This window comes from Chitinivibrionales bacterium, assembly GCA_014728215.1.
Lineage (GTDB): Bacteria > Fibrobacterota > Chitinivibrionia > Chitinivibrionales > WJKA01 > WJKA01.
Genome location: WJLZ01000133.1, coordinates 21,416 through 47,447, shown reverse-complemented (window position 1 = coordinate 47,447; position 26,032 = coordinate 21,416). Strand labels below are relative to the sequence as shown.

The 26,032-nt window shown below is 49.9% G+C and carries 16 protein-coding genes; 7 read left to right on the top strand and 9 right to left on the bottom strand.

Annotated features, from left to right (window positions below; all coding sequences use genetic code 11):
* Positions 1-10: 10 nt before the first annotated feature.
* On the bottom strand, positions 11-1,975 hold the full coding sequence (locus GF401_10915; GenBank protein ID MBD3345561.1) for a protein kinase: 1,965 nt from the start codon (positions 1,973-1,975) through the stop codon (positions 11-13).
* Positions 1,976-2,180: 205 nt separating this feature from the next.
* On the opposite strand from GF401_10915, the gene kaiC reads away from it, so the two are divergent.
* The 5 genes from kaiC (at position 2,181) to GF401_10890 (ending at position 6,007) form a co-directional block, all read left to right on the top strand.
* The gene (gene kaiC, locus GF401_10910; protein ID MBD3345560.1) at positions 2,181-3,893 is read left to right on the top strand and encodes a circadian clock protein KaiC; all 1,713 of its coding nucleotides are present in this window, start codon (positions 2,181-2,183) and stop codon (positions 3,891-3,893) included.
* Positions 3,890-4,213 carry a hypothetical protein gene (locus GF401_10905; protein ID MBD3345559.1) on the top strand — a complete coding sequence of 108 codons (324 nt, stop codon included), beginning with the start codon at positions 3,890-3,892 and terminating at the stop codon, positions 4,211-4,213. The genes kaiC and GF401_10905 overlap by 4 nt, the downstream gene beginning before the upstream one ends.
* Positions 4,158-5,069 (top strand): hypothetical protein, encoded by a 912-nt coding sequence (locus GF401_10900; protein ID MBD3345558.1) that lies wholly within the window; start codon positions 4,158-4,160, stop codon positions 5,067-5,069. Before GF401_10905 ends, GF401_10900 begins: the two co-directional genes overlap by 56 nt.
* Before the next feature lie 404 nt (positions 5,070-5,473).
* Entirely contained in the window at positions 5,474-5,743 is a 270-nt protein-coding gene (locus tag GF401_10895; protein ID MBD3345557.1) for a DUF4160 domain-containing protein, read from the top strand.
* A 9-nt stretch (positions 5,744-5,752) separates the two neighbouring features.
* Positions 5,753-6,007 carry a DUF2442 domain-containing protein gene (locus GF401_10890; GenBank protein ID MBD3345556.1) on the top strand — a complete coding sequence of 85 codons (255 nt, stop codon included), beginning with the start codon at positions 5,753-5,755 and terminating at the stop codon, positions 6,005-6,007.
* Between the two features lie 170 nt (positions 6,008-6,177).
* Here the strand turns inward: GF401_10890 and GF401_10885 are convergent, their stop codons facing one another.
* The 3 genes from GF401_10885 to GF401_10875 form a co-directional block, all read right to left on the bottom strand.
* Positions 6,178-7,830, bottom strand: a complete 1,653-nt coding sequence (locus tag GF401_10885; GenBank protein MBD3345555.1) for a PAS domain S-box protein — start codon at positions 7,828-7,830, stop codon at positions 6,178-6,180.
* A gap of 292 nt (positions 7,831-8,122) precedes the next feature.
* A complete protein-coding gene (locus GF401_10880) occupies positions 8,123-8,650 on the bottom strand; it encodes a hypothetical protein (GenBank protein MBD3345554.1) in 528 nt (175 codons plus the stop codon).
* Between the two features lie 175 nt (positions 8,651-8,825).
* On the bottom strand, positions 8,826-11,807 hold the full coding sequence (locus GF401_10875; protein ID MBD3345553.1) for a PAS domain-containing protein: 2,982 nt from the start codon (positions 11,805-11,807) through the stop codon (positions 8,826-8,828).
* A 485-nt stretch (positions 11,808-12,292) separates the two neighbouring features.
* Here GF401_10875 and GF401_10870 point away from each other — a divergent pair, with 485 nt between their 5' ends.
* Positions 12,293-15,127, top strand: coding sequence for an AsmA family protein (locus tag GF401_10870; GenBank protein MBD3345552.1), 2,835 nt, complete (start codon positions 12,293-12,295; stop codon positions 15,125-15,127).
* 108 nt (positions 15,128-15,235) lie between these two features.
* Here the strand turns inward: GF401_10870 and GF401_10865 are convergent, their stop codons facing one another.
* The 3 genes from GF401_10865 to GF401_10855 all read right to left on the bottom strand — a co-directional run bounded on the left by GF401_10865 (position 15,236) and on the right by GF401_10855 (position 19,493).
* The gene (locus GF401_10865) at positions 15,236-16,690 is read right to left on the bottom strand and encodes a hypothetical protein (protein ID MBD3345551.1); all 1,455 of its coding nucleotides are present in this window, start codon (positions 16,688-16,690) and stop codon (positions 15,236-15,238) included.
* A 44-nt stretch (positions 16,691-16,734) separates the two neighbouring features.
* Positions 16,735-17,337 (bottom strand): penicillin-binding protein activator LpoB, encoded by a 603-nt coding sequence (locus GF401_10860; GenBank protein ID MBD3345550.1) that lies wholly within the window; start codon positions 17,335-17,337, stop codon positions 16,735-16,737.
* A 218-nt stretch (positions 17,338-17,555) separates the two neighbouring features.
* Complete coding sequence (locus tag GF401_10855) at positions 17,556-19,493, bottom strand: tetratricopeptide repeat protein (protein MBD3345549.1); 1,938 nt, start codon at positions 19,491-19,493, stop codon at positions 17,556-17,558.
* Between the two features lie 195 nt (positions 19,494-19,688).
* Here GF401_10855 and GF401_10850 point away from each other — a divergent pair, with 195 nt between their 5' ends.
* Positions 19,689-21,794 (top strand): hypothetical protein, encoded by a 2,106-nt coding sequence (locus GF401_10850; GenBank protein ID MBD3345548.1) that lies wholly within the window; start codon positions 19,689-19,691, stop codon positions 21,792-21,794.
* A gap of 39 nt (positions 21,795-21,833) precedes the next feature.
* On the opposite strand, the gene GF401_10845 is transcribed toward GF401_10850, so the two are convergent.
* Together GF401_10845 and GF401_10840 are read right to left on the bottom strand one after the other, a co-directional pair.
* A complete protein-coding gene (locus tag GF401_10845) occupies positions 21,834-24,038 on the bottom strand; it encodes a S8 family serine peptidase (protein MBD3345547.1) in 2,205 nt (734 codons plus the stop codon).
* 105 nt (positions 24,039-24,143) lie between these two features.
* Positions 24,144-26,030: an OmpA family protein gene (locus GF401_10840; protein ID MBD3345546.1), complete on the bottom strand. Its 1,887-nt coding sequence runs from the start codon at positions 26,028-26,030 to the stop codon at positions 24,144-24,146.
* Between the last annotated feature and the right edge of the window lie 2 nt (positions 26,031-26,032).

Here is a 26,032-nt window from a genome sequence, read left to right as displayed (position 1 = left end):
CCCTTTGCCCCTATTCCTCGAAATACTTTTCCAGTACCGATGACGCCACATTTGCGACGAAGGGGTCCCGCAGGCCCTTTTCCTTGACTTCCTTGAGTGCGGGTATTGCCCGTTTGTCGCCCAGCTCACCCAGTTTGCGCGCCGCCCGAATACGCGTCCGGGCGCTGCCTCCATGGTTCATATCGAGAATGTACACCTCCACCATATCAACATCCTTTCCCGCAGCCTCGAGAATTCTCACCGTGTTCCACCGAAGCCAGTACGGTTTTTCATACGCCCACTTCTGCACTTTTTCGTATCCGGCGAGCTCAAGCGTATGCGTTGCCAGAGACGCCAAAGATTCGGGTGCTCGTTCCCGGGTCAGGAGCCTTTTTGTCTGTTCTAAAAGGGCATGCCGTTCTTTGTCCAGGACACGTTTACCGTGGGGAAGTTCCAGTGCCTTTTCAAAGGCGTCTTTTGCGGCAAAATACTCCTCATCTTCAAGCTCGATTCTTCCCTGGAGCAGGTACCCGTATGCCGCGGCAGCGCCTTTCTCTTTGATAAGAGCGGCCGCTTTTTCTTCTGCTTCATCGAAATCACCCCGGTTCATCAGAACGAGACAACTGTCAATTATATCCCGATGGTTGCTGCTGAGTGCGGGAACCGGAAAAGACAGCAGTTTTGAAATCCCGGATTCGGAAATCGATTCCTCGCCGGGAGATAAAAGCATCAGCAGGACGAAAACCACAACGGCTCCAGCAGAAACTCCAACAGAAGCATAGCGCAACCGCCTGTTGTGGGCAAGCACTTTGGCTGTTTTTTTATATTGAGCGACAATAAATCGGGTGAGCCTGCGGGATCCCGACATGAACACTTTGCCGCATCGCCGTTTTGCAACCGCGGCATGCGGCTTGAGCCGGACAAACAGGTCTGCCGAACGGTCAATCACCCTGTTAAACGTTGGGTTTCTGCGCACCAATTCATCAATTCGAACGAAAAACTTCATTATCCCGGATACCGGAATCACAATCTTCGGCAGCTCGCTTTGTTGCGTAAACTTTTTTTTTGCGGCCAAGGAAGACTTTACAACCCTATCTTTTCCGGTGCAATCGATATTTTGAAGCAGACTCATAAGTTCATCAGCGGATTTCAGGCGCTGCTCCTTATCCGGTGTCAGGCACCGGGCCACTCCCTGCTCGAGGTCTTCAGGAATATCCGGTGCATGCTCTCGAAGAGGGACATATGATCCCCCAAGTGTTGCATAGACGGTCGCGGCAACAGTTTCCCGGGCAAAGGGGTGTTTTCCCGCGATCATTTCATACATCACCACGCCGAGCGAAAAGATATCCGAGCGCTCGTCAAGCTCCGCACCGTCAACCTGCTCCGGCGACATATATCCCGGCGAGCCGAGGGTGGCGCCTTCCTGCGTTAACATAGCCCAGGGCGCCTTGGCAACTCCAAAATCGGCAAGTTTTGCAATACCGGTGGTGTTGTCGATAAGAATATTGGCCGGTTTTATGTCGCGGTGAATAATCTTGTCGTGGTGTGCCGTGCGTAAAGCCGACGCTATATCACCGGCAATCGACAGCGCCCGGTCAACCGGCAGACAACCAGCCTCCTTCAGCAGGTCCTCGAGACTCCGGCCTTCTACATACTGAAAGGCAATCCAGGGTATCCCCTCCTCATCACCGGCATCATATACGGCAACAATCGATTGATGGCTCAATTGAGCGGATGCTTTGGCTTCGACCGAAAAACGGCAAAGATACTCTTCCCGATTGGCGCCTTTGAGTAGTGGCGCTATCGAAATCACCTTGATCGCAACATTACGCCCCAGAACCGGATCCTGCGCCAGATAGACCCTTCCCATAGCGCCTTCACCAAGAAGCCGCTCCACTTTGTAGCGTCCGAACTGTTCAGGTGCGGGGGACATGGCGCCTCGCAGTAATGTCTGGGTGGGAAATAATCGTTTTCGAATATGCCTTCTTTTATCCATTCACACGCGCTAACGGCATTTTAAAAATATAGCTCTCAAAAATTATAAATACAAGTGGCCTCAAAACCATCAGCCGCTACCACCGGTTAAGCCAAGCCAAATCCGGGTTATCCGACAGAGCTATGAATTAGCAAAATCAGTATCCAGGACTTATTTTGCTTTTTAATATTTTCCCTGTTTCACCCATTCCAAAAACAAAGGTATTATGACCCAAAAACTCATAAAACTCTCTTCTGGAATTGGCGGCCTGGATGCAGCACTTCGCGGTGGTTATCCTTCCGGCCGTACAACACTTATCCACGGCGAAACCGGCACCGGAAAAACCATTATCGGCATGCATTTTCTGATTGAAGGCGCGCAGAATAGCGAGGCGGGCATACTGATTTCCTTTGAAGAACGCGCCGATGCACTCAGGCGTAACGCGCTTACTCTGGGATGGGATCTGGCGAAGCTCGAAAAGGAAGGACGCCTTGCGGTGCTTGATCCCCGGCTCGATCCCAGAGCAGTCGTCACAGGGGAATTCAGCTTTGCGGGACTCTTCGCCCTGCTTGAAGGCCTTATACGGAAACTGAATGTAAAACGTATTGTTATCGATGCAGTCGATGTTCTTCTGCAATTGCTTGAAAACCCCGCGAGGGAACGCAACGAAATTTTTATGCTTCACGACTGGCTTTTAGATCACAAACTCACCGCACTGATCACCATGAAGCTTGCCGGCGAACAGTCCTATTACCCCTTTGTGGAGTTTTTAACCGATTGTGTTGTCAGACTGAGGGCGGAGACCACCGAGCACCAACGGCTGCTGCAGATTGTCAAATGCCGCGGCTCCGGATTCAGCAGCGGCGCCAACCCCTACGCGATCAGCGAACGGGGATTGGTCTTTCATCCCTTGGTAGATCTGGAAATGTCCTATCCACCGATAACAGGCCATATCTCCACCGGCTTTGAGGAACTCGATCACATGATGGGCGGCGGGTATACCAAAGGAGGGTGCACCGCTATTGTCGGCGCCACCGGAACCGGCAAAACCACGATTTCCAATACCTTTGCGCGCAATGCATGCGAGAACGGCGAGCGGGTGTTGTATGTCAACTATGAAGAATCGGCCGGGCACATGGTTGGCATGATGAAAAGCTCGGGAATCGATCTCGAGCCGGTAATCCAAAAAGGTTCGCTCAAAATCCTCTCGCAAATGCCGGAAGCCGTCGTTCCTGAAATCCATTTAGATAATCTGATGAATGCCATTGAAGACCATAACCCAGGGTATGTAATTGTAGATGCGGTCTCCTCGTTTGATCGAATGGGCTCCGAGGCAACCGCTTTTTATTTCATGCTTCGGCTTGTCACGCATTGTCGCCGAAAAGGCATTACCGTTCTGCTTACCAACCAGATCACCGGGAAAGAAAATATCGGCGAAATTTTCGGAATCGGCTATTCATCGATTATCGATACGATTGTGTATCTTAACTATTCGTCAATCGGCGGGGAAATGAACCGCACGATTCTGATCATGAAATCCAGAGGTTCTCAGCATACCAATCAGTTTCGGGAATTCATGATAACTTCAGACGGTATACGATTTGCCGACATTTATAGCGGCAAAGGCGGCATGCTCACCGGCGTGGCCCGTCAGGAGCAGGAGATCCGTGAGCAGCAGGAAGAACGTCAGCGGCAGTACGAGGTTGAGGCCAAAAAGAAGGAAATCGAACGCATGAAGGCGTCCTCTAAAGCCGAAAGGCTGGCTTTGCAGGCCCGAATCGATAAAGCGATTGTCGAGCTTGAAAATCTGAAAAGTGAAGACGTCATTTTCGACAAAGCCCGTGAACAACGGGAAATTATGCGGAAAAGCAAAGATAGCGAAGAAAAAGTGCTACAGAAGAATCGCAGCTCCCGCCGCACCCGGAAAGGAGGCCAATGATGCCTTCATCCGATACCCATACCGGCGGCAAAGCTCATTACCGGTTTGTTCTCTTTGTCGCCAGCGATGAGCCCAATTCTCTGCGCGCACTCAACAATCTCAATAACCTTTGCTCGGGAAAAGCGACCAAACAATGTACCATACACGTAATCGATGTATACAAAGATTTTGAGGCAGCCTTAAAGGAACGTATCGTCGTGACGCCGACCCTTCTTGTCACCTGCGATGACCCGGCAATGCGCATGACTTTTTTCGGCAGCCTTGATGATAAAGATGCAATCGCGCAACAACTTAATATCGAACAAGGTGATGATGGCTAACAGCAAACGGGAACCTACCTACGAAGAACTTGAAAAGCGCCTGGCCGAAGCTGAAGAGCTTGTTTCGGCACTGCGCAAGCATGAGGTTGACGCCATTGTCGGCGAACAGAGTGTCGCGGTCGTGCGGTTGCGTAAAGTCGAGCAGCAGCTTGCGAAGGCGCGAAAAGCAGCAGAGCTCCGCGCAGCGGAACTCGAAGCTTTTTCACAATCCATTTCCCATGAGCTTCGCAACCCGCTCAACAACATCGGCGCCATGGCCGGTGTGCTCGAAGAACATTACGGCAATGTACTGGATTCCGACGGTCAAAAGTGCCTGCGCCTGATAAAATCGAATGTCTCGCGCATTACCGATACGGTTTCCGGGCTTCTGGAGCTGTCTCAAGTAGTACGACGCGAGTTGCGCCTGAAAAAAATTGACCTGAGCGTGATTGCCGAGGATTTCATCGCAGAACTGAGAGAGACAGATCCGGAACGCACCGTAGACGTAGTCATCGCAAAAAACATGACTGCAACCGCAGACAGCAAGCTGACCCGCCAGGCACTCGAACATCTCCTCAAAAACGCCTGGAAATACACCAGGAACACCCCGAATGCCCGAATCGAAATCGGCATGTACCATGAAGACAACCAGACCGTCTATTTTGTAAAAGACAACGGCGCGGGTTTCGATCTCGAACATGCCGAAAAAGTATTCGAGCAGTTCCACACGCTCCATTCGCAGGCTAAATATCCCGGTACCGGATTGGGCCTGGCCGTTGTACGACGAATTATTCAGCGGCATGGCGGCAAAATATGGGCAGAAAGCGAAGTCGGGAAAGGGGCGACGTTTTTCTTTACGCTCGGGGAGCAGGGGTGATAAACGAGCGCACGAAGTTACGAGCGCACGAAAGCACGAGGGGTGAAACGACGCGACGACGGGGCGACACGGGGACGCGACGAGGTAAGAACAAACGCACGAGGTGGAGGCGAAGGTTCAGGACTCAGAACAAACGTTCTCGTCCCGCTGTGCTGAGTTTATCGAAGCATCCTCCTCGTTCTCGGATTTTTTCCGGAAAAACAACCGACCCGGTAAGCACCCCCTCTTCAAGCCTCGTCAGAGGCGACATGGCTGTAGATAACGCACAAACACGCACAACCCTCTTCAAGCCTGGCAATAAAAAACCATCGTTCCTCCTTGAAGTATGGAAAACTGATACGGCATAATCTACTTTTATAAATATATATGACCATATTTATTAATTTTTATCCGAAAGAACCCTGATGCCCGCAATATCGATGTTTTATGGGATTATTATCTATATGTATTTCATTGACAACAAGCAACATAAAGCGCCGCATATTCATGCGCAATACCAGGAACAGGAAGTTGTTATAAGGATTCCCGATGGAAATGTCCTTGAGGGCTCTATTCCAGCGAATAAAATGAAATTGGTCTCTGCCTGGATTGAGCTTCACAAGGATGAATTAATGGCTGATTGGCAGCTTGCCGCGCAAGGTGATCAGCCGTACAAAATAGATCCTCTGAAGTGAGATAAAACTATGAACCCGAGAATTAAAGATGTTAAGCCGCTAGACGACTACATGCTTGAACTGCTATTCACCAATGGAGAGCATGGACTTTATGATTGTAAACCGTTGCTTGATTTTGGCGTGTTTAGAGAACTGAAAGATATTACCTATTTCCAGCAGGCGCATGCCGAACACGGAACGGTTGTATGGCCACATGAACAGGACATCTGTCCCGACACACTTTATCTTGATTCGAAAAAAGATGTTCCGATGACAAGCTTTTAATACGCGCGGTCGTTACAGACATGCCGGTTCTACGAACCTCGGGAAATTATCATTCCGCTGCGTTATCGTGCTACAGACATGTCGGTCCTACGGACCTGGGCAGCCCCCTTTCTTCAAGCCTCGTCAGAGGCGGCATGGCTGTAGACAACGGACCGACAAGCCCCCTCCTGCTACCCAAGGTAGAAATAAAAAGTTGCGCCCTTCCCCTTCTCGCTCTCGGCCCATATCTGTCCGTGGTGACGGGCGACAACCCTCTTGACAAGGGATAGGCCGATCCCGGTGCCTTCATATTTATGGCTGGTGCTCAGGCGCCGAAACGGCTCGAACAGCTCGCCGGCCTTGTCCATATCAAAGCCTTCTCCGTTGTCACGGACATAAAATATCGTTCTGTCGTCACGCTCGAAACTGCCGAACTCGATTGACGGGTCCTCCCGGTTACCGGTGTATTTCCAGGAGTTTTCTAAAAGATTGTAGAGCACATTGTGCATCAGGCCGCTGTCCGCGACTACGGTCATATTTTCTTTGATCGTCACGCGTATATTCGGGCGGGGCTTTGCTTTCTGCAGCTCCGCCACAATAATTCCGGCCATTTCGCTGAGATCGATCTGTTCGGGAACCGGCTCGTGGCGAGTTACCCGGGAGAGACGGAGCAGATCCGAAATCGTTGCCGACATGCGTTGTGCGCTCCGCTCCACTTCGTGCACACACCAGACACCGTCTTTGTCAAGTTTCTCGGAAAAGGAGTGCAGCAGCAAATCCGACATGGCGAGCAGGTTATTGAGCGGGTTGCGCAGGTCGTGCGAAATTGAATGCGCAAAGGCTTCGAGCTCCTTGTTGGATTCGGCCAATTCCCGGGCGCGTTGCTGAAGCTGTTCCTCAAGCTGCTTCCGCTCGGTAATATCGCTGGCGCTGAAAAGCATGCCCGAAGGATTTCCATTGTCATAGAGCATAACGTTTCCCGCCGCGGTCATGAACGTCCGTACCGAGCCATCCTTGTCATACACTTCGATATCGATCGATTCCGCAGGTCCGCCATGGGCGACTTCATCGATCCATTGCGTGATAGTTTCCCGCTGCGCAGGAACAATAAAATTGATGAGCGGCTGCCCGATAACCTCTTCCTTGCAATACCCCATTCTCCGCAGGGCCGCTTCATTGATATCGGTAATTTTTCCATCGAGACCGAGCACAACATTTGTCAACTGCGACTGCTCATAGAGAAACCGGTAACGCTGTTCCGAATACCTGAGGGCATCCCTGGCGTTGTGCTCCTCGGTGATATCGGTTAAAGCGACAGGTATCTCTACCTGCCCGGCTATCGGGCAGCGGCTGAATTTTGCCTGGAGCTGGACGATTCGCCGGTCTTCCGGCTTCGGCTCAAACCTGATTTCCACTTTTTGCGGCTGCTTTATTGTGGAAATTTCTCTAAGATACTTATAGCAGATATCCCGGTCTTCTGAAACCGCATGCCGCGAGATCCGGTCGCCGACAAGCTGCCGGCGGCTCACTCCCAGAAGCGATGCCGCAACCTCATTGGCTTCCCGAATCACAAGGTCTTCATCCAGCGTAATGTATCCCTCGGGTGCAAACTCGTACAGCCGCTGATACCGGTCGCGGGCCATCGTAGTCTCTTCCTGCGCCTGCACGATTTCATCATTGCGCATCTCCAGCTCTATCTGGTGCACCTGAAGTTCATAGATAAGTTCCTGAACATCTTCGGTTGCCATCGATGCTACCTCATCACGCGTTTTCTGCAAACGCTCCTCCGCACGCTTGCGGAATTCTGCTTTTTTGTTGCTGTTGCACATTTTGGTTGCTTTCATTGGTGGTGTCCTGGAGCTTTTGATTTCCTTAAACGGCAATATGGCCCTCCTTAACAGTCGGGCTACGGATTTTAATTTATGGTCCTCTTCCCATTGCAGGCTACGGATTTTAATTTATGGTCCTCTTCCCATTGCAGGCTACGGATTTTGTATAATTCCTTATTCTCAGTCGCGACATTCTATTAAAACGATCATTCCCTGTATTTGCATTATAGTATAACTTGAATATTCCAACCGACGAATGCAGTAGCCCGACTGTTAAGGAGGGCTTGTGTTATGCGCAGCATACCGATCATCTGTTGTTTTCTTTATGACCTTCATTTACATATAAGCACGCCTTTTTTAATTCGTCTTCGTTCCATAGATATCGTGTGCTTCCATGCCGCGACCATGGCTTTGTCGTTTCTTCGATGAATCCACCTTCACGCAGTCTCCTTGTGCACCACGATTTAAGACTATTCATCACCAGCTCCGGGTTTTTGCCGGCCGTTAATATGACATGAACATGATCCTGCATAACCCGCAAGGCATGAAGCAACCATCGATTATACTCGACCACACTCCGAATTGTTCTATCGACAACAAGCCGTTGCTGCGGAGTGAATAGCACAGGCGGATGTTTCATCTGCTTGCGTTCTTGTCGCTGCCTGGCATGCGAAGACGGCAGAAGAGGTATTCCCGGCTTATTATGCGATATTCGGTCCATTGAGCCTCGCTTATCTCCATGCAGCCATGTTCCATAGCAGCGGAATGTAATGAAATATGCCACCGGTCCTATCGGATTGTATGAGTGTTTATGCGTCGCGCTGGTAGCATTCATGCTATTTTGCCCTCCCTGATGATCGGGCTACGGCATAGTTCGGGAACCATATGAATACTGAAGCGAGAATATAGAAACAATTTTGATTTTGCATTTCCAATTCATTCTTATTTACAAATTATAAAATTTATCCCTCTCTCCTCTGATCAGCCACATCATCTTCCCGTCATTCTCCTCACTCCTTCTCTTTCATTGCCAGAAAAATCAACTCCTCGGCGCCTTCGGCGCGTTTGAGGCGGCGGCAATTGAGCAGGAATGTCCGGCGACCGATAGCCGGAAAGTCATGCTCAACCTTAAAATCGTTGAACTCCGTATTTTTAGGCAGGATTTCTTCCAGCAGGGCGTGAAATTGCGGGATATCCCATTGGCCGTTGCCGAGATCGTAGATTTTTTTGCCGCGCACCTTTTCGAAGCTGGTTGCAAAAGTACCGATAAAGGCATTGTTGACATACTGCACATGCATGTTTTTGTCGAGCAGAATAAGCGGTTCTCCGATAGTATTGACAATATCATAAAAAAACCCCATTGATTCGGCATGACTTTCGCTTTCCTTCAGACGCGATATGTCAACAAATGTTATCACCACGCCGCCGATAACATTCTCGGCGGTACGATAGGGGAGAATCCGCATGAGGTGCCAGGTGCCGTCTTTTGTAGCGACCTCAATTTCCTTCCGCACCAGGGTGTTCAGAACGTTTTTGCAGTCTTCGAGCAGATTATCGTATTTCAACTGGGCGGACAGGTCGCCGATGGGACGGCCGATATCGGAATCCCTGAAACTGATCAGGCCCCGCACCTTCTCGGTATACCGTTTCACCCGCAGTTGCTGGTCCAGGAATATCACTCCCAGATCGGTGCTGTTGAGCAGGTTACGCATGTCATCGTGCGCCTGCCGCAGGTCAACCACCTTACTGTCAAGTTCATTGTTTACCGTGGTAAGCTCTTCATTGAGCGACTCCATCTCTTCCTTGGAGCTCTGAAGCTCTTCGTTGGTCGATTGCAGCTCTTCGTTGGAACTCTGCAGTTCTTCGTTGCTCGACTGGAGCTCTTCAATCATGGTCTGATTCGATTCTCTGACCGAGAGCAGTTCCTTTTCGAGTTCTTCGACCCGCTCGGGAGGAACTTCGTTTTCACCTTCGGCCTTTTCCGTCTCGGGAGCTTTGGAAGGAGGAGCGGCTCGTGTGAGCGTAATCAGCAGCAGACCGCGGAGTGATTCGGGTTCCTGTATGGGAGAGACGGTTAGATCGACGCTCAGGTAGGTTCCGTTTGTCTTGACCCTGACTGCGCGTCGCGTAATTTCCTGGTCTTTTGTCTGGACATGATGAATGGCGGCGGAGAGGGGAAGACGCAGCCCTTCACGGGCCATCTCGATGATATTGTTTTGTGGGTTCTGCTCTTCGGGCTCAAGATAAAAACCGGTTCTTCCGTGGATATACACGATAGTGCCGTTACGATCGGCCACAATGCTGACCGGGGCAAATCGACTGAGCAGGAGGCGCTCGATCCGACGGTTTGTTTGCAACTGACGGGGCGGGCCGGGCTGCTCTCGTTCCGCCTGCGCCTCAGCCTCATGCTTCCCCGGCTGGGCAGGCAGTCTCGGCAGTTCGGTCGGCACATCCTTGCGGCGGTATATTTTCCAGCGGGTATCCAGCGATTCGAAAAGATCGGTATGGGGCCCGACACTCTCGGAAGAGCCTAAAAACAGAATGCCGCCCGGTGCCAATGCATAGTGAAAGGTCGGCAGAAGCAGCTTTTGGAGGTCCTGCTGGAGATAGATCAACAGATTGCGGCACACCAGCAGATCGATTTTCAGAAACGGCGGATCGCTGAGCACGTTATGAGGCGCAAACACCAGCATGTCCCTGATACTTTTCCGGACCGAATACATGTCCTCGCCTTCACGGCTGAAATAACGCTCCAGCCGCTCGGGGGAAACATCAACCGAAATACTTTCGGGATATACCCCCCGCCGGGCGCGCTGGATGGCCCTTTCATCAAGATCGGTGCCGAAAACACTGAACGTTATCGGTTTCCGGGACTTCTGCTTGATATCAGAAAGAATGATCGCGATGCTGTAAACTTCTTCCCCCGTGGCACAGCCCGGCACCCAGACACGGAACTCGTGGTTGTCGGGACGGGATACGACCAGTTCGGTAAGATATTTCTCCTGCAGTAGTTTAAAGGCCTCGGGATCCCTGAAAAAGCTGGTCACGCTGATTAACAATTCAGAAAACAGCATCTGCGTTTCCTGACGGTTTTCATGGAGAAAATCGAGGTAGTCCTGTGCTTTTTCCAGGCCGTGGACACTCATGCGGCGCTCGATACGCCGGTGGATGGTGCTGCGCTTATACGAAGAAAAATCATGACCGATCCGTGAGCGGATAAATCGTAAAATCGCCTCAAGATCTTTGTCGGTGAAACGATCATCTTCTTGCGGTGTTCTTGGCTGAAGATACGGGCCATTGGCATAATTCTGCATACATTCCGGCATCTTTTCCGGCGGCTCGATAAAATCCACAACACCCGTATCCCGCGCGCTGGTCGGCATACCGCCATATTTTGCAGCGGACGGCTCCTGAACAACGATCATGCCGCCCTGGGCCTTGACCTCCTTGATTCCCAACGTACCGTCAGAACCGGTTCCGGAGAGGACGATAGCAATCGCCCGCTCATGCATGTCATGGGCAAGCGAGCGGAAAAAGATATCGATCGGCGCATCATGCCCTCCGGCATGCCCCCTCTCCATCAAGTGGAGCACCCCTCGATCGATAGTTACATGGCTGCCGGGCCCGAGAACATAGACCTGATCGGGCTCGATGCTCATGCCGTCGGTGATCTCATGCGCCGGCATATCGGTTTCTCTGCGCAACAGCTCCGGAAGAACACTCTCATGCCCCGGATGCTGGTGTGTCACCACCACAAAAGCCATGCCGCTGTCAACGGGCATATGACTGAAAAATATCTGCAGCGCCTCGAGCCCGCCGGCCGACGACCCCAGGCCGACAACCGGAAATGACTCCCGCTGTGTCGAACTGCCTTCAGGTGCCTTTTGCAAAGCCGGGTTCTGCTTTTTCTTCGATGTTTGATTTGTGTCCGATTCTTTGCGCTTCTTTGCCATATACTCCTCCATATAGGCCCGGCTCGGCCCATGCGGCACGCAAACAAGCCGGCGGCAAAAAATTGTATATTCTCTCCCGCCGGAGTGCGTTCGGGTGATAGAAATATGTAGTTGTCTGCCGTGATAAATACTCTTTTTCGGCGGGATAAAAACGGAGATGCCCCCGCCGAAGCCGGCGGCTTATCTAAAAGAGACCTACACAACGGAATTGTCTGTTTTCACCGGCAGAAAATCTTTTTTTTGCGTTCGGATTTTCCAACACTCCCAAGCCTCGGTTGGAGAGCCTTCCTGCGCCTTAGCCTAAATCAATATAATTGTTGTGTGGGGGGGAGGCAATTTGGGGGACGAGGTCACGAGCGCACGAGGGAAGGGTTCGGAAACGAACCGACAGGCATCCCTCATCTTTTAACCTCGTCAGAGGCGGCATGGCTGTAGAACGAGGACGATTAAATTTCCCCTTCACCCCCTTACCATATATATTTTTTGATATCATTTAAAAAACCCTCCCCGAAAGGAGCCGTATCATGGCCAAAAAGAGCCCTGCAAAAATTATCGGAATTATCCTGGTTATTATCGTTGTCCTGCTTGTTGCCGCGGGTGTTACCTTGAAAATCATGTTTCCGCCGTCAAAGCTCAAAGCGATGACCATGCCGCATATCGAAAAGGCATTAGGCCGCGATGTCGAGATCGAACGGATCGGGCTGGCGGTGTTTCCTTATCTGGGCGTGAAAATCCGGAACCTTCAGATCGCCAATACGCAGCGTGAAGGGTTCAGTGATGAACCTTTTGTCACCCTCGAAGGGTTCATTGTAAAGGTCAAGGTGCTGCCCCTGCTCAAACGGGATCTTCAGATCGATGAAATAATACTGACGTCACCGCATATCCTGGTGGAGACCGACCACACAGGCTCGTTCAATTTCGATGACCTTGCGGTAGTGGCAAAAGACACCACCAAAGAAGAAAAGCCCGAAAAAGAGAAGCCTGAAGGTGCGGGAGGAATTCCGGTACCGCTTGTCATGGAGAAATTTATCATCGACGACGGCTCGGTGATCTATCACGACCGGAAAAGCAACATGAAGGTCGGGCTGGGGAAGATCAATCAGCGCGTGGATGTATCAGCCGATAAGGGCCTGAAAGATATCAAAACCACCGGTGAGCTTACCATGAAAGAGATTTCGTTCTACTCAAAGGATGTACCCAAGCCGATTACCGACCTTGTAGTGACCTTTAATCACGATCTGGTTGCAGACCTGGTTGAAGGCACACTCACGATCAACGAAATCAAAGCCTCGTTGCAGGAAATCTATATCGCCATGACCGGAAAGGTCACCAATTTCAACCAGACTCCCACCCTCGATCTGGCGATCAAAACCGAAAAACTCGACCTCGCGAACATCCTGGCCGAAGTTCCGGTTGCCATGGTTCCCGAGATCGCCAAGACAAAAGGTTCCGGCTCGCTTCGGCTCGATGTTGCGGTCAAAGGCGAACTCGACTCAGCAGGACCGGATATCAACGGTACCCTTGTGCTCAACAACGGCGAAATCAACTATACCGAGCTGCCCCAGAAAATCAGCGATATGAATGCAAACATCGCGTTCAACGCAAACAGCCTGAATATCTCGAAACTTCATCTCATGCTGGGCGCCAATCCGGTTGATCTGAAAGCACAGGTGGAAAATTTCGCCTCGCCGGTTGTCGACGCCGCGTTGAATGCAAAAGTGAACCTCGACGATATCAAAAATATTATCAAGCTCCCCGAAGGCAACGATCTGGGCGGGATGATTACCGCCGATGTCCAAGCGAAAGGGCAGGTCGATCCCAACGATCCCACCAAACTTGCGGTAAACGGTGATGTGGAGCTTCAAAAGGTAAGGGTAGTAACACCGGCAGTTGTCCAACCGGTGCTACTTAACGGCTCCCTCGATTTTTCCAACGATAAAATCGCCCAGAAACTCGCTGTTGATATCGGAAAATCATCGATGAACCTTACCGCACAGCTCAAGGATTATCTCGCCCTTGCTATTCCGGATACATCGAAGAACTATCCCCGCCCCATGCTCACGTTCGATCTGAATTCACCCTATCTCAACACCAATGAGATTCTTCCCGCATCTGAAGAAAAAGAAACATCGGAAGACGCGCCGGAAGAAAAATCTTCGACCCAGGAACCCGGACTCCTTCTGGCATCGCCGCTTCCGAACCTGGACATGAAAGGTACGATTACAAACGACCATATGATCTATCAGGAAATGGACCTCCGCAATGTAAAGGTTGCTTACCAGTGCATCAACGACATTATCGACATGACGGTACAAGCAAACCTCTTTGGCGGCTCATTTACTCAAGACATGAACGCCAATGTGCAGAATATCGAAAATCCACAAATCGAAAACAAACTCAGTATCGACGGTATTCAGGTCGGCGAACTGATTACGGCTTTCAAAGGATATCTTGATAATGGCAATGTGTTGTTCGGAGAACTCAAAAAACTGGACGAATCCCTTTCGGGTAAAATCGCACTTAACGGAGACTTGACCACCCATGGCGGGACACAGCAGGAGTTGACCGACAACCTCAACGGTGAACTGACAGCACGGCTAAAAGACGGCAAAATTGAGCGGGGTTCTATTTTCGAAGGCCTGACAAAAGTTGTTGACAAGTTCTATAACCTTGGTGCGATTGATTTCAGAAAAATGAAACTCACGGTCGCTATCGCCGACCGCTTGGTACACCTTAAAAACTTCGATTTGAATTCATCCTACGGTGACTGGCTGGCCGAAGGCTCGATCGGGTTTAATTCATCGTTGGATATAACCCTGAAGAACTATCTTACCAAAAAGCACTCAAAGCCGGTTGCGAAAATGGAAAACGCAGCAACCGGGGCGGCGAAAAAAGGACTTCAAGCCGCTGCAAAAGCCTCGGGACTGGCACAATATGTGGATCCCGGCTCCGTGGTTGATGATTTCGGCACCTATCTTGACGAGCAGGGGCGGGCCACGCTTAAGATTCAGATTACCGGAACAGTCTCCAAGCCGAAATTTTCGTCTCCCACCCTGGTACGCTATGACAGCGGCGGTAAAAAACAGGAACAGAAGCCCCGAGAGCAGATCAAGGAAAAACTCCAGGACGAGATTAATCAGAAGAAAAAAGAAGCCGAAGAGTTAGCAAAGAAAAAGCTCGAAGAGCAACGAAGGAACGTCGAAGCACAGAAGAAAAAAGCTGCCGAAGAAGCTGCCCGTAAAAAGGCCGAAGCCGAAGCAAAAGCTCGTGAAGAGGCCAAAAAAGCCGAGCAAAAAGCAAAAGAAGAAGCAAAGGATGCGGGGAAAAACGCGGTGAAGAAATTGAAGAAAATGTTTTAAAAAAAGAGAGATAATGCCCGTCTCATAACGTAATTTCACGTCTTATATGGTTGTTTCGCTCCCGGTAGCATCTTGGGAGGGTCTTTTGTTGTAAACCGTTCCATCCTGTCACCGCAAACTCGGAAAAAACACAAACTTCTTCTCTCCCGGAGCAACGGTCAGTTCGCTCCAGTGTTTTTCGGCAACGATTGCGCCGCCTGAGGTATGCGCAGCGGCATCGATAATGTGTGTGCCGGGTTCGACCGGAATACGGATGCACTGAATTGTCTTGGGAAGCAGAAAACAGATTCGGGTATCGGCCTTTTCGAGCTGACTCGAGAGAATATCGGCGCCCACATTGAGGAGAAAGTTGGCCATTCCGTTTTCGGTCTGCATTTTTGCTTTGGCTTTCTGGGCGGCAATGGTCCGGAGCACGACCCGGAGAGCGGTGCGGGCTAAAATTATCGGCTGATTATCCTGAAGCTCCTTTTCCACAATCCTGTCGAGATTGGAAACAACAAAAGACTTCCGGGGAATCCGGCTCGAGTCGACCGACATGGTGAAATAGCTGGTTTCGGAATTACGGAACACCGGCGAGGGAAGTGCGAATTTGATATGAAATGTCTGTCCCGACTTGACCTTTTCTCCCTTTTTCTTGCCTTCCCGCTTCTCCTCTTCCACCTCCGGAATCGGTGGTGCGGGCAAGCGAACCAGTACCGTGTCTCCCTGAGGATTGCGGTGGTGAAGAAGGAGCATGCCGTCAACAACATACGTACCCCACCAGACAACTTCACCTAAAATCGGCGAGTTTCCGGCATAACCAACAAAGATTATTTCGCTTTGATCATCGGTCAAACGGTGAATGTTTTCGGGTTCGGCAGCAGGTTCCAACTCTAAAAGCTTGATATCTTCTTCCCGGTCCGCCTGTTCGAATTCATAATAGGCCAGATTTTTCACCGGATCGGGGAGCGCGACCGGGCTTTCCTTGTAGGCCCGCACCGATTTGAACAGCGAGATGTGGGCATTGTCCGGTTCACCCTGTGCCGCGTAGATAATGGAGGAAAAATAATGCGACATGCCGTCATCATGGTATTTGTCCCGCCCTTTGCCTTTAGAACGAAAATTGTCGATCACCAGCTGGACCTTGCGTGTCTCCACCAGCGATTCATCGTATTCATCCTTACCGAGATAATTGAACGACATGAGCTGGTGAAGAAGAATTCTCTCGAAGCGCCAGCCGCGGTAGGGGCGGAGATTATCATTAGTCAAAAGCGATGCAGCTTCGTTGGTAATCGAGCGTGCATAGAGATCTTCGGATATCTGCTCTGCTTTCTGAAATTCCGCCAGACTTGAATCGAAAAGCCCGGCATAGTGAAACAGTACCCCCTGGTCGTAATGATACAGCAGACGGTTGAGATTTCCATAGAGGTCCCTGGACTGACGGATTTTTTCCACCCCCTCCACATAGTCTCCGTCGTGGGTGAGGTCGGAAAAGAGATCAGCCCGTTGCAGCGCCCTGCTGGTGCAGAAAAAGATGACCGGTATGCAGGTTATGAGCAGGAATAAGGAAAGTTTTTTGCGCATGCTCCTCAATTGTTCGACCGCGTTTTTATAACAACCGGTACGCTTTAAAGCCTCGCTTTACTCTTGGTGATAACCTTTTTGATTTTCTTATCGCCAATCCAGAGCTTTTTATGGGTCTCGATTTCGATAAGCTCCAAATCGACCTGATAATACATCACCCGCTTGTTCCCTTCCTGATCGGCAATGGTATTGATGCTTCCGATGAGCATCAGATCAGCGCCGGTTTCGTTGCCGGCCGATTTCATGGTCTCCTCAGAGGCATTACCGCTCATCTGATCGGCCTTTTCTTCACGGATCTGTACCCGTTCGTTTTTACTGGCCACAAACTCTACCTTACCGGAATTGATCAGGGTCCGTTCCAGATCTTTCACAAAGGTCTCCACATTGATATGCTCGTGACTTTTATTGCGCACGTTACCAACGATAATCGTGGGTGTGCTGTTGGGATAATTATTGGTTAGCCACGGACGGGACATACAGTCGGTAATCATCTCTTCGGCAACCAGGCGGGAATCGGTATCGTTCCATTTTCCGCTCAAGTCGGTGGTTGTGTTGGGATCGATCCGCGTCACCTGTTTCCCGCCACACCCGACAAGCGCTACCAATGCAACCGATGCAATAATCTGCAAAACGGCATTTCTTGTCATGTCGTCCTCCTTTTAAAACTTGTAAAAATTAAATGTGTATTTACTACAGATATATAAGTATAAAATCAAAGAGCATGAAAGAAAAGAAAAAAAGTGAAGAAATAAGGCGTTAGAGTGGTGAAGTAATAGAAAGAAAGCCTTCTTTTTTAGTACATTAATTGAATGATTTTTGCCTATCCCGAAACTCAATCACTCCACTATTCCACCCTCCCAATTCTTCACTCCCCATCCGCCTCAAATATACTATCGGGCTTTGCCGGGGAGACAGCCTCACTGGGGGGTGAGGGTGGATTTGCTTTCTTTTTCAGGCTTCTCTTTTTATTCAGACTCTTTTTTGATTGTTTCCGGGCGTTTTCTTTTTGCATTTTTCTTGCCCGTAATACCCGAAGGGTATCTTCAACAACCTGCAGACGGGGTTTGGCTTCTTTCAGACATAAATCCGACTCGGGGAAAGAGTCGCACAATTCAATATAGAGATCCCGGGCAGTCACATTCTTTTCCAGCTTGAAATCGTAGAGCCACGCCGCAGCATAGATCGACCGCCGGCCATATATCAGGTCGGGATAGGTTTCATAAATTTTCAGATACTCTTCGATAGCGCTCTCCATATCATCATCGGCAAAAAGTTTCTGCTCTGCCGAATTAAACCGATACTGGGCGGTATCTTCCCGGGTCTGAATCGTTACTTTCTCGCCCTTTGCCTGCTGGGCCTGTTTTGCATAGATATTAGTGGGATACTTTTCTATCAGCATGTTAAAGAAACTGTCGGATGTTGCCGTATCGTTTTTAGCGTGACGGCTTATCCAGCCAGCGGCATAGAGTGCCTTTGGAAGGGAATCATCACGCAACAATGTATCCGATGCCAGCGCGGTGTAGTACTTGAGCGCAGAGTCGGGTTCATCGAGACTGAGCCAGAACAGCTCTCCTATACGGAACATCTCCAGCCCCCAGTCGGATGTTGCCGTATCTGCTGCACTCGCAGTATCGGTCGAATCCGGTTCACCCCGGTACCGGGCCAGTAATTTCAGCGCTTCGCTACGCTTTGCTGCGCGCTCTTTGATCTCGGGGTCTTTTGCCAGTGACGCCGCCTTGACAAAACATTCCTCCGCTTTCTCGTAATCACTCTTGTTTTTCTGATAGATAATTCCCAGCTCAAACCATGCTTCACCAACAACATCGCTTGTGTCATACCGCTCGGTAATCCGCTCATAGCTCGCAATAGCATCATCGTACCGCTCCATTTGCACCAGAATCGCACCTTTTTTCAACAGTATTGCGGGGATTTCATTTTGATACTGTTTTTTCTTTAGCATCCCATCGGCCAGATCCAGGGCGGTTTGCAGAGAATCAATTTTCAGATAACAACTCAACAGCGCATAATCGATCCGGTAGTGGAGCTTATTCAAACCCCGTTTACGGGGACTGGTTTTCAGCAGGTTAATGGCTTTATCATACTGATGGAGATCCATGTATAAATCGGCAATCTGCAAAAATAGCTTCATCTTCTCGACAGGGTTTTTGATCGATTTTCTGATTTTTTCCAGAATTTCGAGTGCCATAGCCTTGCCTTCCCGGCGAATTGCCACCTCGGCAATCAGCACCGAAACCTGCTCGTTTTTATTGAGCTGAGGATATTTTTCGAGAATATAATTGAATGTCTGTTCCGCTTTATCGAGTAATCCATCTTGCAGGTACGCTTTTCCCAGATAGAGATAGGACTCGGGTACGTGAGGGCTCTGGGGAAATTCTTTCTGCACCTGGCGAAGCCGGCGGATTGCACGGCTGTGCTCCTTTTTGTAAAAATGTGCTTTTCCCATCAGAAAAACAGCATCATCATGCCATTTCTCCTGCTTATGGTACACATCGAGCACCTTCAGACTCTTTGAAATCGCCGAATCATATCCCATAGCGATGTTCGAAGGCAATTCGATCGTCGAGTCGGGATGCTCCTGCATTAATTTTTTATGTTCCGAGTACGAACTATTGAAATAGGCTTTGGCATTGTAAAACGTATTAAGATATGCACACCCTCCCAGCAAAAGCAGGCAGAAGGAAAGTATGAGGACCAGATGATAGAGTGAAGACGTGCCGATTCGTTTCATAAGTCTTGAGGTAAAATACATAATAATGCGCTTAAACTGTAATAGTCGATTCATAAACTGATTTAAAAGTATATTTTAGTTTACTTTGTTACCGCAGACAGGCATGTATTTTTAACACAGATATAACTTCCATTGCACACACAAACAATCATGAAATACAAATTTTCCTCATTTTTCTCTTCTTCGAAATACCTTCTTTTTGCCCCTGCTCCATCTCAAAAGTTCTCTCCTTCAGGTATTACTGTTTGCGTGCTTTGTTTATTGCTTATTTCCTCATCCAAAATTCATGCACAAACAACAGCTTCTTTTGAGAGAGATACCGCGCACACAGATTCTGCCGCCGATACGCTGCATGATATTTCGACTGCAGAAGACAAACTAACCGCTACCACAGATTCAGCAGCATCCTCAGATACAGCCGTTACCATGGGACAACCACCCAATGATTCACTACGGAAACAGCATACCCAGACCCGATTAGACTCGCTTAAGGCCGATTCTTTGAGAAAAGCTGCGCTCAAGGACTCCCTGCTCGAAATGAATGCCTATTATAAAGGCCTCTATGCACGTTTTCCTGAATATGTTGATTCCTTTTACAATCCTTCTCATTTTTATACCTGGCAATTGTTCAACACCGACGGAAGCGGTATTTCCGAAGCGCTCCGGTTTTCACCCATGGCGATTTCGACCCGCTTTTCTCTCTCTTCGAGCTTGAATCGATTTCTCTACTACGGCTTTCCTTCAGGATTCGGTGCGCCGGTGCCTGAAACCGGTATTTTTCCTATCGGTTTCGACCCGGTTGACGGAACCGATTTTTTCAGCAATGCCGAAGCTTCCCGGATTAATTTCGGTGGCCCAGGCGATAATACCATAGAGCTTCATCCCTACAATATCACCACCCCCGAGATGTCGATTTTCTGGGAAAACGGCGTATTCAGTGAGAATATTCTCGATATCAGATTCGCTCGCCCTCTGGCATCAAACCTTCAACTCGGGGTCTTTTCCAGCTACCGGTTCCTTGCTCATGATGAATACTCTCACCGTCCAGGGGATATCTATAACTTTTTCAAAAATTCGTACGATTTTTTTGGCGCCGATACGTCGGCAGTGGCGAACAAGGGCACCAACCCCCTCACCGATGAACTTGCAATAGGCATTCATCTTGAGCAATACAAAGACAGGGATGCGAAAAACTACTTCACCTACGAATATTCCGATATCAAAGATGAACTACTTTATCAGCAACAGAACAGCACCATGCCCTCCGATACCGCACCACTGCTCTGGGAACGCCTCACCCAGTATCGCAACGACATAAGGTTCGGGATGACCGGTCTTGGCCGCGGGCCTCTTCGGGGAGACATGCAACTCTCTGTCGACAGGGATGTCAATAAACGTCACCCGCTCTCGGGGATATACTGGGACGGCTCCCGGAAACGGCAGGGCGCCCTTACACGAATCGGTTGTCTGCTCAAACCCTATCTTCTTCTGGGAAACGATACTCTCTTTGCCGACTATCTCTTCGATAACAGCAAAAAAATCCTCTACACCAACGACCGGTGGCATTCGACTGGCCACCGGACAAAAACGGGATATGTACATCCCTTTCAAATGGGTACAATCCAGGGTTTGGTTAAAGGATCCGCCGGACATCGTTTCTTAACCATCGAAGATTCCAGCGGACATGTCTGGACCTGGGATGCAAAAGTACAAGGCGAGGTTTTCAATCACACCCTCAATCTTTTCGCTCAACAGGATGCCAATCCATACGAAATTCCCTATGACGTCTCCGAAAAGATATCAGGACTTGTATTCGATACCTACCGGGCTTTTGGTGCAGAAGCATTTTTTGCCGGTAAAAAACTCGGCCTGGCAGTCGGGTATGCCTATCTGGACGGCATCGACAGCGCCACGGTTAAACATTCCTGGCCCCACGGCATTGCACCCTACGAACAACCACAATCGGTATTCACTATCGCCCCGGTATTCGGCAAATGGCACGGCCTCACCTTCAGTTCACGATGGATGATTTCCGATACCAAACCCTATACCAAATCCCAGACCGCACTCACCTGGGATATTGTCGCCCGGGGAGGACGGCAACATATCATTCTCGATCTGGCCCTCGACTACTGGAGTGAGAGAGGTGATATCAGGCTGGGCAGCCCCGAAAACCGGGATATCTGGAGCCGGGAAATATACGACCTCTACTTTAAAACAACGGTCCATATCAAATCATTCCGCCTCTTTTACAAAATAGACAACCTTCTCAACCGTCAAATAGCCTATGTTCCGGGCTATATCATGCCGGGGATTACCTTCCGGTGGGGATTCAGCTGGTTGATTAAGGGATAGGGATAAGAAAAGTCCTTCTTCTCATTTTCCTTTTCCCGTCTATCCCACAATAAGAATTTCTCTTTTATAGGACTTTCCATTATAGCGCAGCAAAAAGATATACATTCCCGGCGCGATCCGTCTGCCCTTTTGATTACGGCAATCCCACCGGGTAACCCTTGGTGACGTACCTTCGATAAGGTATTCGCTGTGACTCCAGACAAGATCGCCGTCAATGGAACGGATCGACGCCTCCATGCGCTCGTTCTCCTGTAATTCGGCAGCTATGAAATCATAGTTGACATGAGGAACGGGATGTGAAAGGCGGACAACATTGGGATAGACGATCAACTGTTCAACAGGGCGGCGTTTCAGATACAATGTTGCGATCATTTCCGGCTGCAGCAAATCGAGGGTGAGGGTATCCGACGAAAAATAACCCTTTGCTGAAGCATAGAGGTGCGCAGCACCGAACCGGGTAAAATGGATAATCGTGAATCCGCCGGTAATGGGATAGGAATAATATTTCGTATCATCCGGGGCTCTCCAGTAGAGGGTTCCCTGCTCTATGGTCCGTGGCACTTCTCCAGCCGTATCCAGTAACGATACTTTCACATAACCGAGAGGCAGGTCGATATTTTTCCGCAAAGGCGTAGTATCGACCTGCACCTGTTGTCTGATATCGCCCGATTGTGCTCCTATATACAGGGTTTTCGGATGCATGGCCTCGCCTGCTTCCAAAATCGAAAGCCCGATGCTGTCGGTGATACCCAGGACGTTCTGATTGTTGTCGTAAATCGACACATTGCTTACGGAATTTCTGCTTGTGTCCCGCACATGTATGACAACTGAATGTGGTGTAAGCCTGCATGCCAGTGCGGCATCGGGGATACCCCGTCCATAGGTGTTGTCGATTGTATCCTGCCAGGGTGTGAGCATGCATGATGCATAGAGGTACGAACGAATCATCTCAGCGGCATGCCCGGGATGGCTCTGTTGAATAAGCGCACAAACGCCCGCGGTTATTGGTGAAGAATAGGAAGTGCCCGATTCCAGCCGGAAGCCGTCGATACCATGGGGCACATTCACGATGCTTCCATAGGCCACGCAATCCGGTTTGATTCGTCCGTCAGCAGTGGGGCCATGACTGCTCCACAGGGCAACAGCGCTGTCTTTGCCTACCGCACCCACGGCAACGACCCCTTCTACATCTGCGGGGGCATTCAGTGTGGAATCGCCGGTTGCGGTAAGCATACCGTCATTACCTGCCGAGTTGACAATCAACATGCCCCGCTCGACCGCGGCCCGGGCAGCCAGGGAAACAATAGTCGACCGGCCGTCCATGTCCTCGAAAGTATAATCTTCATCCGGCGGATCAAAGGTATACCGGTATCCGAGGGAGCTATTGACAATGTCAACACCCAGGCTTTCGGCCCAGACAATCGCCGCAGCCCAGTTGTCTTCTTCGATATGCCGTTCGTAAGCGGCTTCTTCGGTGCGGGCAAGCACAAACCGGGCCCCCCATGCCGCTCCCATGAATGTGCCCGGAGCGTAACCGGCCACCAGCGACAACGTTTTCGTGCCATGATCATCGCTCTGAGAAACATCGCCGTCATGGTCAACAAAATCGCTGTCGGCAACAACCGAATGATGCTCATGTACATAGGAAAACACATCATGGTCGAGATCGAATCCGCTGTCTAAAAACCCGATCACGACCCCCTCACCCGGAGGAGCGCCGTAGCGAGAATCAATAAACACATGGGCGGCGGGAATCGAAACCAGATTAAGCTGATCCTCGCTGAATCCGTATCGTTCATTTTTCAGACTGCGACTCTTTCGCAGACCTGGTTGAACCGGCGTCGGTGGTTTTCTGATGAAAGTACGGACCGGGAGCACCGTTTTGACACAGGAAAGAACGCTTACCCGGTCGAGCAGCGATGCATGACAATCGAAACTTGCAGCATTGGCCCATTTAAAGGTATGCACAAGACGGGCGCCGAGTTTTGTTACCTGGCGGATATTCTCAGTCGATACGGGAATATCACTGTAATGATGCCGCGGAAAATTCGCTTTTGCCCGTCGTTTTGCAGCACGGGTCGTTATACGGCTTTTGTGAAGACTCTGAGGTTTACCTTCAAAAACAACCCATACCGAAAGGGTTGTGTCCATTTCAGTAAAGGAAAGGAGCTTCGCATTTAAAGCGGCATGAACCGGGATTACGGTTATAAAAAGCCAGGTAATGAACAGCACAGGGGATCTCATGAGAGTTCATCGAATGCCGGCAGCCGCCGGTCTCGTACAGGTGAAAATAAAGAGAGGCGCTGGTGCGCCTCTCTTTTATGAAAACATATGATTTTACACTACGGTTTACTTTATTCTGACGATTTCGATACGCCTGTTCTGGGCCCGTCCGGCGGCAGTCCTGTTGTCGGCAATCGGGCTGCTTGAGCCAAAACCGACCGCACGCATCCGATGGCCTTCAATCCCCCGGGACATCATGTACTGTCGTACCGACTCGGCCCGCATTTGTGAAAGACGTTTATTCGCCGAACTCCTCCCGATACTGTCGGTATGTCCACGTATCTCAATCTCTATTTCGGGATACTTTTTCATCTCTTCGATAATCGGATCGAGATGCTTGTAGGAATCGAAACTCATCTCAGCACTGCCGCTGCTGAAATTTACACCCCGCATGATCTGGTGTTTCGGCATTTTTGACTCCTGCTTTTTCTCATCCGGACAGCCGTCCTTATCATTGAGATTATTGAATGTCTCGGGCTCATTCGGACATTTGTCTTTTAAGTCGGGAATACCGTCCTTGTCGTTATCGATATCCGGACAACCATCATCATCCTTGAACTTATCGAAATCTTCGACATCGTTGGGGCATTTGTCCAGAGAATCCGGCACGCCGTCTTTATCGTTGTCATAATCAGGGCAGCCGTCCTTGTCTTCAAATCCATCGAAATCTTCAGCAACCAGAGGACATTTGTCTTTTGTATCGATAATACCGTCTTCGTCGTTATCAGGGTCGGGACACCCGTCTTCATCCTCGAATCCATCTTTGTCTTCGGGCTCTTTGGAGCATTTATCTTGCTTATCCAGCACACCGTCTTTGTCATTGTCCTCTTCAGGGCACCCGTCCGAATCTTCAAACCCGTCGATATCCTCGGCATCCTTGGGGCACCGGTCGTCTTTATCTTTTATACCGTCACGATCTTCATCCTGCGCCGAAAGGAATCCGCACCATCCAAAGGCAAACTGTACTCCCAGTTTTGGTACCGGTGAAGTAGAATATCTTCCGCCGTCGACCGCCCAGGTTGTCCGGTACTCATCGGAATCCTGAGACAAGCCGATATCCGCACCGAGCTGCACATAAACGCCCACCGGCGCGGTAATGCGGATACCCGGTGACAGCCACATGGGTTCGCCCAGAAGCTCATCGGGCCGGTTGATCACCGTATTACCACGGAACTCGCCGGCATAATCGACATAAATGGTAAGTGCATCGACCGGAGTATAAGTAAGCGCCATATTTGCCAGTCCAGTTATAGCCCTGCTACCGTCGGGAATGGCAATACCACCGTTCACCGTGATTTCCAGAGGAACGTTTTCGGCAGCTGCCTTGATATCAAAAGTCCAGCAGAGCATCGCTTTTACAACAAAAGAAGTTGCCGACATGACATCAGCATCTTGACCGGCATTATTAACATTGCCGCCTTCGGAAAAACTTTTAGAAGTATAATATGCATGACGGGGATAGATGCCATGATCCATCATCTGGGTAACACCAAAACCAGCAGCAAGATAGTAGGCTTGATAAAAAACCCGGGGTTCGGTAGGGCGGGGGTAGAGAATCTTTGTGGAAAATTCCAGATCACCGATACCAAAGGCCGAAAGATCATCATACAAATCGCTGCCGTCCCACATAAAAGGAATGCTGACTCCGATATCCCAGAACGAAGCCACTCCCAGAGCAAGATAGGCATTGGATGAAATGAATTTGCCGTTTTCTTCGGCACCTGCAGAAAATCCCGTTTCACCATCCGGCACCTTATCCCATCTGATAAAGGGCGATGATGAAAGTCCTTGTGCGTAATTCAGCCCTGCACCGACATTCATTTTCGATTTTCCAAGAGTCTTACCGGATATCGTGCGCGTTATCCCTTTTTGACCATTGGTATTAAGATTTCCTGCAGCAATACCCCACAGCAGACTTCCACAAAGTACGGTTTTTACCATCAAACGTACCATAA